This window comes from Chamaesiphon sp. GL140_3_metabinner_50 (assembly GCF_025361915.1).
GTDB lineage: Bacteria > Cyanobacteriota > Cyanobacteriia > Cyanobacteriales > Chamaesiphonaceae > Chamaesiphon.
The window spans coordinates 1-12,002 of sequence record NZ_JANYJC010000291.1; the positions used below are offsets into that span (position 1 = coordinate 1).

Annotated in this window: 15 protein-coding genes and 1 pseudogene; 8 read left to right on the plus strand and 8 right to left on the minus strand. The window is 46.2% G+C overall.

Annotated elements, in window-relative coordinates:
* The coding region (locus Q0R35_RS14110; protein WP_295619435.1) for a glycoside hydrolase family 15 protein at positions 1-592 on the minus strand (592 nt) is incomplete at its 3' end.
* Positions 593-829: 237 nt separating this feature from the next.
* Between Q0R35_RS14110 and Q0R35_RS14115 the strand changes: the two genes are divergently transcribed.
* From Q0R35_RS14115 to Q0R35_RS14125, 3 genes are all read left to right on the plus strand, one after another.
* On the plus strand, positions 830-979 hold the full coding sequence (locus Q0R35_RS14115) for a chlorophyll a/b-binding protein (RefSeq protein ID WP_295619437.1): 150 nt from the start codon (positions 830-832) through the stop codon (positions 977-979).
* Positions 980-1,083: 104 nt separating this feature from the next.
* A complete protein-coding gene (locus tag Q0R35_RS14120) occupies positions 1,084-1,233 on the plus strand; it encodes a chlorophyll a/b-binding protein (protein ID WP_295619441.1) in 150 nt (49 codons plus the stop codon).
* Positions 1,234-1,355: 122 nt separating this feature from the next.
* Positions 1,356-2,015, plus strand: a complete 660-nt coding sequence (locus Q0R35_RS14125; RefSeq protein WP_295619444.1) for a DUF4033 domain-containing protein — start codon at positions 1,356-1,358, stop codon at positions 2,013-2,015.
* A 131-nt stretch (positions 2,016-2,146) separates the two neighbouring features.
* On the opposite strand, the gene Q0R35_RS14130 is transcribed toward Q0R35_RS14125, so the two are convergent.
* The 3 genes from Q0R35_RS14130 to rimP all read right to left on the minus strand — a co-directional run bounded on the left by Q0R35_RS14130 (position 2,147) and on the right by rimP (position 4,491).
* On the minus strand, positions 2,147-2,473 hold the full coding sequence (locus tag Q0R35_RS14130; protein ID WP_295619447.1) for a YlxR family protein: 327 nt from the start codon (positions 2,471-2,473) through the stop codon (positions 2,147-2,149).
* 158 nt (positions 2,474-2,631) lie between these two features.
* Positions 2,632-3,933, minus strand: coding sequence for a transcription termination factor NusA (nusA, locus tag Q0R35_RS14135; RefSeq protein WP_295619450.1), 1,302 nt, complete (start codon positions 3,931-3,933; stop codon positions 2,632-2,634).
* Between the two features lie 90 nt (positions 3,934-4,023).
* A complete protein-coding gene (rimP, locus tag Q0R35_RS14140) occupies positions 4,024-4,491 on the minus strand; it encodes a ribosome maturation factor RimP (protein ID WP_295619453.1) in 468 nt (155 codons plus the stop codon).
* Here rimP and Q0R35_RS14145 point away from each other — a divergent pair.
* Together Q0R35_RS14145 and Q0R35_RS14150 are read left to right on the plus strand one after the other, a co-directional pair.
* The gene (locus Q0R35_RS14145; RefSeq protein WP_295619457.1) at positions 4,483-4,740 is read left to right on the plus strand and encodes a hypothetical protein; all 258 of its coding nucleotides are present in this window, start codon (positions 4,483-4,485) and stop codon (positions 4,738-4,740) included. The two genes, rimP and Q0R35_RS14145, sit on opposite strands and share 9 nt — an antisense overlap.
* 233 nt (positions 4,741-4,973) lie before the next feature.
* Positions 4,974-5,612: a histidine phosphatase family protein gene (locus tag Q0R35_RS14150; RefSeq protein ID WP_295619460.1), complete on the plus strand. Its 639-nt coding sequence runs from the start codon at positions 4,974-4,976 to the stop codon at positions 5,610-5,612.
* Between the two features lie 100 nt (positions 5,613-5,712).
* Here the strand turns inward: Q0R35_RS14150 and psaK are convergent, their stop codons facing one another.
* Positions 5,713-6,057: a photosystem I reaction center subunit PsaK gene (gene psaK / locus Q0R35_RS14155; protein ID WP_295619463.1), complete on the minus strand. Its 345-nt coding sequence runs from the start codon at positions 6,055-6,057 to the stop codon at positions 5,713-5,715.
* A gap of 23 nt (positions 6,058-6,080) precedes the next feature.
* On the opposite strand from psaK, the gene Q0R35_RS14160 reads away from it, so the two are divergent.
* From Q0R35_RS14160 to Q0R35_RS14170, 3 genes are all read left to right on the plus strand, one after another.
* Positions 6,081-6,716 (plus strand): phosphoribosylanthranilate isomerase, encoded by a 636-nt coding sequence (locus Q0R35_RS14160; protein ID WP_295619479.1) that lies wholly within the window; start codon positions 6,081-6,083, stop codon positions 6,714-6,716.
* 175 nt (positions 6,717-6,891) lie between these two features.
* Complete coding sequence (locus tag Q0R35_RS14165; RefSeq protein WP_295619466.1) at positions 6,892-7,770, plus strand: hypothetical protein; 879 nt, start codon at positions 6,892-6,894, stop codon at positions 7,768-7,770.
* A gap of 211 nt (positions 7,771-7,981) precedes the next feature.
* Positions 7,982-10,063, plus strand: a complete 2,082-nt coding sequence (locus Q0R35_RS14170) for a protein kinase (RefSeq protein WP_295619469.1) — start codon at positions 7,982-7,984, stop codon at positions 10,061-10,063.
* 108 nt (positions 10,064-10,171) lie between these two features.
* Here Q0R35_RS14170 and Q0R35_RS14175 read toward each other — a convergent pair whose 3' ends face one another.
* The 3 genes and pseudogenes from Q0R35_RS14175 to Q0R35_RS14185 form a co-directional block, all read right to left on the minus strand.
* A complete protein-coding gene (locus Q0R35_RS14175) occupies positions 10,172-10,981 on the minus strand; it encodes a HEAT repeat domain-containing protein (RefSeq protein WP_295619473.1) in 810 nt (269 codons plus the stop codon).
* A 255-nt stretch (positions 10,982-11,236) separates the two neighbouring features.
* Positions 11,237-11,725: a phycocyanin subunit alpha gene (cpcA, locus tag Q0R35_RS14180; RefSeq protein WP_295619476.1), complete on the minus strand. Its 489-nt coding sequence runs from the start codon at positions 11,723-11,725 to the stop codon at positions 11,237-11,239.
* A gap of 138 nt (positions 11,726-11,863) precedes the next feature.
* Positions 11,864-12,002 (minus strand): annotated as a pseudogene (locus Q0R35_RS14185) (phycocyanin subunit beta); the annotation flags it as partial.

The window sequence follows — 12,002 nt, forward strand, 5'->3', positions numbered from 1 at the left end:
CGTTTAACTCGACACTGCCATGATTGATTTTATCCCCCCGTTCCCACAGTCCAAAATCGGGAGTCCGATAGGTACGTCCGATATAATAGACCAAATTTTGGACAAAATTCACCTCATCGAGCGTATAAATCGCAGGTAACCCCGATGCCGTCATCTGTGCCAAGATCAAAATAAATAGCGAAGTGGCATCTAATTGTAAATGTCCCCACTCATCATCACCCACCACCACGTCCCCTGTATGGGTGCTGTACTTGGCATGAAGGGCATCTAATGGCGATTGCGTCTGCTTGAACCGTTCCACCTTATCGGCTTGCCGCAGCATACAAAATAACAGCCCTCGCATCAACTTAATGACGCTCTGCTCTAGCTCAAACAATCGCCCCGGTTGTGCATCCACCTTCCGATAAGCCAAAGCCAGCCCCCACACAGCTAAAATCGTGTAGACATTATCCCGCACCCACGCATCGGTATAGTCTCCATGCGCCGTAATTGCCGTACTCGCCGGGAATAACCCCGTAATCGGATTTTGACGGCTGAGGATAATCGACTGGATTTGCTGGTAGTAGCGATCGAGTTGTCCGGAACGGTTCATGATGTGTGATGTTGGAGAAATTGCGACTGATCCGCCTGTCGTGTATATTTTAAGCCCTGATGGGCATTCTCTGGCAGTTGGGGGCTGCGCCGACGCAAGGTAATCGCTCTCACATGGAGACACGAGTTATTGCTCAGGGACTAACAAATTTTTTAAAAGACTTGCCATTTGTAAATTTATTCGTTACATTAGTTCATATAGACAGATACAAATCTTTACACGACCAGGATTAAACCCATGCAAGCTAAGAAAGAAGAGCCAAAAGTTGGTTTCGTACCTTCGGCAGAACTATTGAACGGAAGATTGGCAATGATCGGTTTCGTCGCCGCGCTTGTTACCGAACTAGTTACCGGACAAGGTACCTTACACTTCTTGGGATTAATGTAACTTTAGCTACGAATATTCCTAAAGACTCGTCGTTCGCAAATCTATTCGTTACGTTCATTTTTCATACGCAGTCATAAATATTCATCCATACTGGAGTCAAAATCATGCAAGCTAAAAAAGAAGAAGCACAATTCGGTTTTACTCCTTCCGCAGAACTGTTAAACGGACGGTTGGCAATGATTGGATTCGTTGCCGCACTTGTTACCGAATTAGTCACCGGGCAAGGCACGCTACATTTCTTGGGATTAATGTAATCGCTACAACCTCAATCAACTTCATTAAAGCTGGGCAGTGCCCAGCTTTTTTGTCTCAGATCTCCAGCAACCGATTAAAATCAAACAGACGTAACTGCTCACGATCGAACTCCAACTCAGCTATGCAGCCTTTAGCCTCACCAATTACCAAAGATGAATACAATGATAACCGACTCGATCGGCTATTTATCTGGTTATTTTCGCATAAAATGTCGCAGGCACTCGGCGCAAGTACCCAAATTAGCGGCTATGCAGGCTTTGTAGATTTATCGAAACAAATTATGCGCGGACGCAATCCCCAACAGCAGCAAGTTGTCGTTGCGAAGGTATTGCAATCTTTAGTACCCGCACCCATACTGTGGGCAATTAGGACATTTTTTGCCCCTACGCGACTGGTGTGCGTACTTAATGCTTGGTTTGCCGCTCAGATGTTTGAGTGGTTGGTAGGCTCTTGTGAAGTAGCCACAGCCGAGATTGATTTACCAGATGGAACGGTGAGAATACAACCTTCTGCCGTACAGATTAAAAAATGTCGCTATCTAGCCGATAGTGGCTGTGTGGGTATGTGCGTAAATATGTGCAAAGTCCCTACCCAAGATTTTTTTACCCAAAAGTTTGGTATCCCGCTAACCATGACACCTAATTTTGAGGATCTCAGTTGTCAGATGATCTTTGGAAAAATGCCACTTACTCCAGAGTTAGATAAGGATTACACTCAGCCATGCTTGGCATTGCAATGTCCTACAGCGGCAATTAGTACCGCTCCGTGTCCGCAGTTGTAAAGAGATCTTTTTTTTAACCGCAGAGACGCAGCGATTTGCGCACGCCTCTGTTCCCCGACGGTTTACAAGCGATTCTCTTTCAGAGAGGCTCCGCCAACGAGACAGAGGGCGCAGAGAGAAGAAAGAAAAGACTAGTCTGTAAGTTCGGAACGGGAAGTAATAAGTAATTGTAACTGCTGATAAATTTCGTCGGTAACTGTTGCTTTGAGCGATTTACTCAGGCGATTCTTTTTTTTTGCCGATTGCAAACAGCTATCTGTCGGACATAAATAAGCCGAACGTCCTTGCATTAAAATATTACTGAGATCGATCGCAATTTTTTTAGAAGGATGGCATTTTACTATCCGCCAAAATTCATGTTTAGGTGCAATTTTACGACAACTGACGCAACGACGCTCGTTTTTAGCTGCTTTAATTTTTTCGACTTGTGCTGAATCGCGGCTGTTCGATTCGTTCATTACTAATTACAATTTAAGTGTTAAGTGATGGCTGGTAATTTCCATCGGGTGACTCACAGAACTCTTCACAGTGCGACATAACAGATCCCCGACTTCTTCGAGAAGTCGGGGATCTTAGTCATAAATATTGTGCCCCATCAAGTTGCACTATCCACTAATTAATAATTTTCATCTGCATAACCAGCATCTTGATAATCGGGTTGATAGCGAGATTGGTATTCCGAATCATATTGGCGTTGAGATTCGACTTCAGCCATTGCCGCAACGGGGTCGTACTTATTGACATCTTTGATATCGATTTTCCAACCAGTCAATCGGGCTGCTAACCGGACATTCTGCCCTTCTTTACCGATGGCTAAACTTAATTGATCTTCTGGGACTAATACGTGTGCTTGACGACCGTCGGGATTTACCAATCGCACCTCATCGATACGGGCGGGACTGAGAGCGTTAGAGATATATGTCGAAGGATCGGGCGACCACCGAATTACATCGATTTTCTCGCCTTGCAGTTCGCCAACCACTACTTGAATTCGCGAACCTCTGGCTCCGATACACGCGCCTACGGGGTCTACGTCGCCTTCTAAGGTGTCTACAGCGATTTTAGTGCGGGGGCCGACGTGCCGCGATGGCGGACTGGCTTCACGCGCCACAGCGACGATTCTGACGAGTTCTTCTTCAATTTCGGGGACTTCGTTGGCAAATAGTTCGACGACTAATCCTGCCGCACCGCGAGAGACGAGCAGTTGGGGGCCGCGCTGAGAGCCTTCCCGGACTTTCTTGAGGAAGACTTTGAAGGTACGTCCGATCCGGTAATTATCGTTAGGTAGTTGTTCTTTTTGGGGCAATTCAGCTTCGACATCTGGCTGTCCGAGGCTGCTATTGACTGATAAGATGACTGACTGACGCTCGAATCTGAGGACTTTTCCGATTAAAGCCGTACCTTCAAATTGCTCGAATTCTTCTTGAATGATTCTGCGCTGCTGATCCCGAAGCTTTTGAGCGAGGACTTGTTTGGCTTGAATTGCTGCCATTCGTCCAAAGTCTTCGCGTTCGGGGGTAACGTCTAAGACTACAGAGTCGCCAATCAGTTCTTGGAGCTTTTCTTCGCTAACTTCTTCGAGCGATTCTTGTTGCAAACTATTTTTAACATCATCGATCGAAATCTCTTTGTCTTCGTCGGTAACTTCGATAACGATCGTTTTAGTAGCGACTACTTGAAAAGCCTCTTCATCTAAGTTTAAAAAGACATCAAAATTATCGAAGTGGTCTTCTTCAAACTGCATTTGGTCTAAGTGCTGCGATCGCCGATAGCGTTCGTAACCTTTGAGTAAAGCCTCTCGCAGAGCTGTTTGTACTGCCGAAGTCGGTAAGTTACGATCGCGACTAATTTCCTCAATCATACTTCTGAGTTGAGGCAAACTAACGTTAGATTTTTTAGGTTGTTTAGCTTTTGGCATATATTTTGATGGGATTAATAGTAAAAAATCAAGCCGATCGATAGCTAATTAAAGGATCGATCGTTGCTGCTACGAAAATAAATAATAAAATTACACTTCGGGGTTATCGTCTAAGGAAACCTTCGCGACTGCGACTCTGGGGATTTCGATCGTGCGTCCTTTTTGGCTGAGATAAATAGTCGTATCATCTCGCCGAATTAGTTGTCCTTGCCACTCGGTTTTGCCGTTGACAGGTGCGTTGGCGGTAATCGATACTCCAAAGCCGCCAAAAGCATTAAACTCTCGATCTGTGGTTAATTCTCTACTAGTACCAGGGCTAGAAACTTCTAATGCATAGGCAAAGGGCACGATCTCGGAGGCATCGAGCGCAGCTTCGAGAGCGCGACTCATCCGTTCGCAATCTTGCAATCCGGTATCAGCATTAGGATTGCGGATATCTACCCGCAGCGATGGCGGACGTTCGTGAGTATGAAGCATGATGGCAACTACTTCTAGTCCCAATTCCGTGGCGATTGGGGTAGCGAGATCGGTAATTTGAGGAATGAGCGGATGAGCCATACATTTAGCAAGCAACAGAAACTAGTGGCTATTAAGGGTAATGGTTGTAAATTGATAGCGATCGATTTCAGTCTCGATTCATGCCTGACGATTGTTGTCGTACTGATGAGCGATCGATCGTTTGCTCGGATCGGGAGATTACTGCCATCAAATCCGGCGTTTAAGTCTAAAGCAACAAAAAAAGTGGGTTTCGACCCACTCCTGGTAATTTATTATTCCAAGAAGCATAAGGGCAAGCTAAATATTTAGCTTGCCCCTGCTCTCCATCTTAGCAGAGTTTTCGATTCTCCGGGGGAGAGGCTTCTGCGCAGGCAGACGCTGTGCCTCCGGCAGGCTACGCCAACGCGAACGCCAACGAGAGTAAGATGGAAACTGAACTACCACATGAGAGTATGTCATTAGGGTTCCACTCGGATGAGTCGGAACGAATAGCCTTGCTGGGGAATGTCTATTTTTCATCCACTTCACCACATCCTAACAATATGACTCTAAATCTCTACTTTCTCCGTCACGGACAAACAGCATCTAGTCGCGGTAACTTATTTTGTGGATCGATCGATCCGGCTCTGACTGCTGATGGCGAAGAAATGGCAAAATTATTTGCCGATGCCTATGCCAAAACTCCTTGGGAAGCCATTTATTGTAGCCCGAAAGAACGCGCAATTCTGACCGCAGAACCCTTGGCTGATGCGCTGAAAATGAAATTAGAACTGCGAGAGGGATTGCAAGAGATTAATTATGGTGCCTGGGAAGGTAAAGATGTCGGGGCAGTCGATCGCGAGTACCATGATGACTATCTCCGCTGGCTGGCAGATCCGGGTTGGAATCCGCCGACAGGTGGCGAATCGGCAATGGCAATCGCCGCCCGCGCGCTAGCTGTAGTTGAAGAAATCAGCCAGCAACACCCCACTGGGAATGTTTTGGTAGTCTCCCACAAAGCAACGATTCGGATCTTGTTGTGCAGTCTGCTAGGTATCGATGCGGGACGATTCCGCTATCGATTGGGAATGCCAGTTAGTAGTGTGAGTATCGTTGAATTTAGCACGCATGGCCCATTATTAACGGTACTCGCAGATCGATCGCACTTAACTCAGCGACTGCGCGATTTACCTGGTACGTAGTATTTGGATGGGGGGACGGGGACGGGAAGTAAGGAGTAAGAAGCTGTATTATTTTCCTATTCCCGATCCCCGATCCCCTATTCCCGATCCCCTAACTCAATTAAATAATCCCCAGATTGGTGAGTCCGAGTGAGAAGCCAACTCCTAGGATGTGCCCGAAACTCATAGCGGCGATTAGTGTGGGTAAGTCGAATTTACCTAAGCCAGTGGGTGAATTTGGTGTGGTTCTTGAGTTTTGCTGGGGGATAGCTGCTACGATCGCGATCGCCGCAGTGTTACAAATAATCATCACCAAAAAGGTATTCAGCCCCCACGGTTCGGTGTGAGGGATAGCGGCAAATATTAAATTATTTAACAAAATTTTAGGCTCTCGATCGCAGTTTAATATGGCAATTATTAAGTCGATCGACCCCCACGTCAGATAACCTGTGCTAATAATTAACAAATCTTGGCAGATAGAATAATATGATGCGGATTAAAATTTGTGGAATTACCACTATCGAACAAGGAACTGCGATCGCAAATTTGGGAGCAACCGATTTGGGCTTTATTTGCGTCCCCAATTCGCCCCGTTATTTAAATCTAACTCAACTGGTGCCGATCGTCTCGGAGTTAGCTACAGTGGCGAATACAGTTGGTGTGTTTGCCGATTTTTCGGTAGCTACTATCGCCCATGTCGTCGCGTTGGCAAATCTTCATACCGTTCAACTGCACGGTACGGAATCTGTCGAATTTTGTCAACAACTGCGCCAAGTTCTTCCAAATACCGAAATTATCAAAGCATGGCGGGTAAAAAGTAGCAGCGATCTCGCCGTAATTCAGTCATATAGCTTATTTGTCGATGTGTTATTACTCGATGCCTATCATCCTGATGCACTTGGCGGTACGGGACAAACGCTCGATTGGCAACAGTTATTGGCATTTAAACCGACTATCCCGTGGCTGTTGGCTGGCGGCTTGACTCCCGATAATGTTTGCACGGCATTAAGCCAACTCCAACCCGATGGCATCGACCTTTCTAGCGGTGTAGAAGTCTCTCCAGGGCAAAAAAATTTAGAGTCGGTCGATCGATTGTTTACTAACTTGAGGAAGAGATTAGGCTAAAATAAAGACTAAAATATTTGTGACTCTTTGCTCGGTCTGCGTCGGTAGACTTGGTACTGTTGCCGCGACTTGAGTCGCTGGTATTATGGTAGGGAGCAATTTGGGTTAATTCCAAAACTGCCACCTGAATTGGTGAGAACTATGTCTAGATTTTAAGATTCAAGAGGCAACCTTTATGGATAGTAGTAAAATTATTAATGTGAACGCTGTCGAAGATAAATCCCCCGCCGATTTAGCCGCAGCGGTCGATCTGGTTGCTTTGCGATCGCAGAGTATGGCAGATATCGATCGATTAGAACGGGCTTTAAATGCGAATATCGAAATCGATCTACAGGAAATTCGCGATCGATCGAGCAAATCGTTTCGGCAATTTCTGTTATTGAAAGAACAGGAAAGAATGCCATTTCTACAACGAGTGATGACCGCTCATATTGAAAATATGGAAGACGAACGGGGCTTCCCGCCTCGACACCCAGTTCATTGGTTTAAATCTAAATTAGAATTTAGTTCGACTGGCGTGCTGCAATTTGATTTTAAAAAAGATGCTGAAGTATTTATCGAGTCAGTCTTAAATTATATTGAAGCTGAAATTAAAGTTCAATTAAAGACTGAGAAACAAATGACAGTCGAACGAGTCGATCTGTGTTTGAGTCAGTTGCAACAAACGATCGGCGATCGGATTCAGCCCCTAGCGAAGGTTAGAAAAATCATTAGCACCGAGTATGTCAATAGTTTCATCCAAACAGAGCAATTGAAATTAAAGATCGTCGATCGGTTTTACTTTGTGAGCATGGGTGAAAGATTCAATCCCAAACAAGAATTAATTTACAGTGAAGTTTGCGTGCGTCCGACAGGGCTGTTCGACCGGAATAATGATGGCGAAAAACCCACTCAATTAAAATACGCTGTTTCCTGCGATCGACTATTAGATGTCGTTAATGAATCGATCGAGCGATCGTTACGCCAAATTCAGCAGCAAACTCAAGCATATCTAGATAATGAATTAGTCCCCCAACTCGATAAACTATTTGCAGATTTAGGGGATAGGCTCTAGGCTCTAGTGAATGGTGAATAGTGGATAGTGAATAGTGGATGGATTTTGGAACGATCCTCCCGTCTCCTTTGTCCCCCAGTCCCCCCGTCTCTCTTGAAAAGGTGCTTCACTTGGGGGAACAAGCGACGTTTTGGGGGGAAGCTTCCCCCCAAAAGCTCGCGCCCCAAGAACGCACTTTTCGCTCCTTTGTCCCCTAGTCCCCCCGTCCCCAATGACCATATTCTGCCCTAACGGACACGATAACCCTGACAGCAACCGCTTTTGTCAATCCTGTGGCAGTGCGCTCGCCGCCCCTGTCAATAGTGCGATGACAGCAGGGATATTACTTGGAGATCGGTATCTGATTACCAAAGAAATCGGTCAAGGTGGATTCGGGCGAACTTACTTGTGCGAGGATGTCAATCGCTTTAACGAGCCATGCGTGCTTAAAGAATTTGCGCCGCAAGTGCATGGTACGGCTCTGCTTACTAAAGCCCAGCAATTATTCGAGCGGGAAGCAGGAGTGATGTACCAAATGCAACATCCTCAAATCCCGATGTTTAGGGAAATGTTTCGCGTCAATCGTGGGGGAGTGGGGTTATTATTTTTAGTTCAAGATTATGTCGCTGGCGAAAACTATCAGCAACTGCTTCGCCAGAAAATCGCACGGGGTCAAACATTTACCGAAGACGAGATTACCGCATTTCTAACCCAAATATTACCAGTACTGAGCTACATTCATTCGCTGGGAGTCATTCACCGAGATATTTCTCCCGATAATTTAATCTCCCGCGCTAGCGATGGCTTGCCAGTATTGATCGACTTTGGCGGTGTCAAACAAGTGGCTGTAAATGCTGCCACCCAATGTATGCCTAGCAATATTGGGCCTAGCGAGGTATCGACGCGATTGGGTAAAATTGGCTATGCGCCCAACGAGCAAATGCAACGGGGTGTAGTCTTCCCTCACAGCGACTTATACGCATTGGCGGCGACATCTTTAGTCTTACTCACTGGCAAAGAACCACCAGAGCTAATCGACCCCCAAAATTTTACCTGGAACTGGCGCGATCGGATTAGTCTCAGCCCCAAATTGGGTAGTATTCTCGATCGAATGCTCCAACTCCGCCCCAACGATCGCTTTGAATCTGCCCAGGATATCCTCACAGCTCTGCGATCGGAACAAATAGAATTTTCTAAGCCTACTATAGTTACCGCGCAGTCAGCAGCTACCCAGACCCCTCAGGGGCAAAAACCTCAATCTGAGATACCCACAGTCATCGCTACTCCAAAACAGCCGCAAGCCATCCGACCGACATTATCCACCAAACCCAAATTTTCCCTCGTGGCAATTATCGGCAAAACTTGGCTGGCACTTGCCGCAGTCGTCGGCGCGATCGGATTGGGCTGGTTGTTTGCTAGCCTGATTTCCAAGCGACCGGAATCACCTCGTCCAAGTAGCTCGATCGCGCCAGTATCCGCACCCAGTCAAACCAGCACCACGAGCGATCCAACCCCCAGCACCGCTGCGATTTCCCCGACGATCCCAGCATCCTTAACTGCTAAAGGTGTAAATACTCAAGCGTATGGCGATGCCGTCAAACAGGTGTACGCTAAAACTCAGGCAAATAACACTAGCGACAGTCAAGCCAAATCTCAGCTAGATACAATCGCTAGTGAATTGGGCGATAAATTAGATAAACAACTTAGTAGCGATGCCGTTAAAAAAATTGGGACTTATACAGCCGCAGATCGATCGAGTTGGGAATCTCAAATCAATAAATTACATCTGAGTAAACGCACCCTAATCGATCTGACAAATGCTAAATATCGATCGATTACCGACTACTCAGCCGATAAATTAGGACTGAGACTCAATCGGTTTTTAAATACACCGATCGGTCAAATTTATCAGGCAACAATGTTCGATCGTGTTAGTGCAATTGCCACCAAACAAGCCACTGCTGAAATTGTCTTTCCAATTGGCGGTACTAGCGGCACAGTCAGGGGTATGCTGCAACCGGGCGATGGTAAAGCCTATATTGCTAGTTTAGTACGCGGACAAGATATCGCGATCGATCTCCAAACCAATTCAGCCACCAAACTATCGATTTATCCGCCTACATCTAAACTGCCAGCACTGTTAACCGACTCCCCATCTAAAAATTGGTCTGGTAAAACTACTCGTAGCGGCTATCATGAGTTTGTCTTAGTTTCTGATAGCGATCGACCGATTCAATATTCATTCAAACTAACCGCATCCGATCTCCCAACCCAGGGTAAAAGTCCAGCGAAGAATAAGGAACCTTTATGGTGATTTTTTCGATCGCAAAGGGTACTTTAACTGACGTTAATTACTATCCACTATCCACTATTCACTAAAACACTAGTAACTACGTTTTAATGTAAAATGTGAGCCTATTAATTACTCACCTCTAAAAATTGCTGCTGCTACCTCCCGAAATTTGTGTGGATCGCCTTCGGGATGGGGTTGCTCTTGGCGTTTGCGGGCATAGAGTTTTGCTAATGTTGATTGCCAATCAATGGCAATCGTTGACTCTAGAGTTGGTTGCTGAGTCAAAATCTCGTTAATAGCTGTTTGGATCTCTTTTTGCGCTAGCCAAATGCGGGCGATAACAGCTAGACTGTCGTCGGTATCTACCAATCGATCGAAATGTGCCAAAATTTGCTGGGTAATGTCAGGAGCCGAGACAATACTAGAGATCGCGAGTTCCTGTAATCCGGTAATCGCGGCATATCTGACCACCCACTCATGGTCTTGCGACCCAATTACCAACACTTCGATAACTCGTGCCTGTGCGGGTGCAATTTGCTCGTGTGGCAATTCATCCCAATCAATCGTTCCTAACCCTCTGGCAGCCGCACGTCTGACGCTAAGTGCGAAGTCATTTTTGGCTGCATCGAGGAGCAGATCCAAGGCTTGCGGATCGCCGATGCCAGCTAGTGCCCTCAGTGCCCAAGCCCTGGCTCCATAATTATAACCATCTAATAACTCCAGCAAGGGTTTGACCGCAGGCTTACCGATCGCGATCAGCCCTTCTACGGCTGCTACGGCTGCCCCAGGATTGTTATACCCCAAAACTGTAATTAAATTGGGTACTGCCGCTGCTAGACGTGCCTGGGCTAAGTTTTCTACAGCCGTTGTCATCTTAGCAGCCGAATCTGCTGTCGCGATCGCCGCAAGTAAGATTTTAAGTGTGTCAGGATCGGTCATAATGGTGCGGAGCCAGGGAATAGGGGCTAGGGGATAGGCTTTAGGTTTTAGGTTTTAGGGAAGAAGGGGAAAGGGGATATTAGATAGTGAACATAGATCGATCGCTAGACAGTATTACTTCCCCTATTTTACCGTGACAAATAGCCAAAAAAATTCCCTAAGTTATTTCCTCATCGGTCAACGCAATTGCTAACGGATGGAAATAACTTAGGGTGTCGAACCTGAGGTTCTAGCTTAATGCGTCGATCGCACGATCTAGCTCAATGCGTTGATGGCATAATCTAGGTAAGAATTAGCTTCAACAGCCGCATCGCCAGATAAACCGTGGTTAGATTTAATGTACTTGAGAGCTTCGATGTACCAGCTTGGGGATAAGTCGAAAGTCTTGTTGATTTCTGCCAAACCACCTAAGAGGTAGTCATCCATTGGGCCAGTTCCACCGACAACTAGGCAATAAGTGACCATGCGGAGGTAATAACCGATGTCACGTACACACTTAGCTTTACCAACCGAAGTTGCTGCAAAGTTAGGGCCTTGCATGGTGGTGGTGTAGGGGAATTTTTGGTACACAGCGTTAGCTGCACCGTTAGCTAAGGATTCAGCATTTGCGGTTAAGCCTTTAGCTGCTGCCAAGCTAGCACCAGCTTGACGAAAACGACCGAATGCTACTTGGAATTCGGTGCTGCTCAAAAAGCGACCCTGAGAATCGGCGGTAGCTACTGCTTCGGTTAATGGAGTTTTCATGACTCTTTACTTATTTTTTAAATGGTTTGATTTCAGTGGACAGTGGATGATAGTGAATAGTGAATAGCGGCTGATATTAGGAGTGTTAAACAATCCTAAGCTTACTCATACCCTATTCCCTATTCCCTATCCCCTGGATTAAGCTACTGCTGCTGCGGCACGATCGAAGTAACCAGCTACTTCAGACATCAACGCGCTACAATCGCCGTTGGTGATGCCAGTTTGGTTGCTAGCGATTTCGACTGCTGCTGCTTTCATTTTTTGAACGCCTGCTGCA

What these genes read in the sequence shown, in the direction of transcription:
- Q0R35_RS14115 (WP_295619437.1), top strand. Translation starts at nt 830, where the DNA reads ATGCAAGCTAAGAAAGAAGAGCCAAAAGTTGGTTTCGTACCTTCGGCA.
- Q0R35_RS14120 (WP_295619441.1), top strand. Translation starts at nt 1,084, where the DNA reads ATGCAAGCTAAAAAAGAAGAAGCACAATTCGGTTTTACTCCTTCCGCA.
- Q0R35_RS14125 (WP_295619444.1), top strand. Translation starts at nt 1,356, where the DNA reads ATGCAGCCTTTAGCCTCACCAATTACCAAAGATGAATACAATGATAAC.
- Q0R35_RS14130 (WP_295619447.1), bottom strand. Translation starts at nt 2,473, where the DNA reads ATGAACGAATCGAACAGCCGCGATTCAGCACAAGTCGAAAAAATTAAA.
- nusA (WP_295619450.1), bottom strand. Translation starts at nt 3,933, where the DNA reads ATGCCAAAAGCTAAACAACCTAAAAAATCTAACGTTAGTTTGCCTCAA.
- Q0R35_RS14145 (WP_295619457.1), top strand. Translation starts at nt 4,483, where the DNA reads ATGAGCCATACATTTAGCAAGCAACAGAAACTAGTGGCTATTAAGGGT.
- rimP (WP_295619453.1), bottom strand. Translation starts at nt 4,491, where the DNA reads ATGGCTCATCCGCTCATTCCTCAAATTACCGATCTCGCTACCCCAATC.
- Q0R35_RS14150 (WP_295619460.1), top strand. Translation starts at nt 4,974, where the DNA reads ATGACTCTAAATCTCTACTTTCTCCGTCACGGACAAACAGCATCTAGT.
- Q0R35_RS14160 (WP_295619479.1), top strand. Translation starts at nt 6,081, where the DNA reads ATGCGGATTAAAATTTGTGGAATTACCACTATCGAACAAGGAACTGCG.
- Q0R35_RS14165 (WP_295619466.1), top strand. Translation starts at nt 6,892, where the DNA reads ATGGATAGTAGTAAAATTATTAATGTGAACGCTGTCGAAGATAAATCC.
- Q0R35_RS14170 (WP_295619469.1), top strand. Translation starts at nt 7,982, where the DNA reads ATGACCATATTCTGCCCTAACGGACACGATAACCCTGACAGCAACCGC.
- Q0R35_RS14175 (WP_295619473.1), bottom strand. Translation starts at nt 10,981, where the DNA reads ATGACCGATCCTGACACACTTAAAATCTTACTTGCGGCGATCGCGACA.
- cpcA (WP_295619476.1), bottom strand. Translation starts at nt 11,725, where the DNA reads ATGAAAACTCCATTAACCGAAGCAGTAGCTACCGCCGATTCTCAGGGT.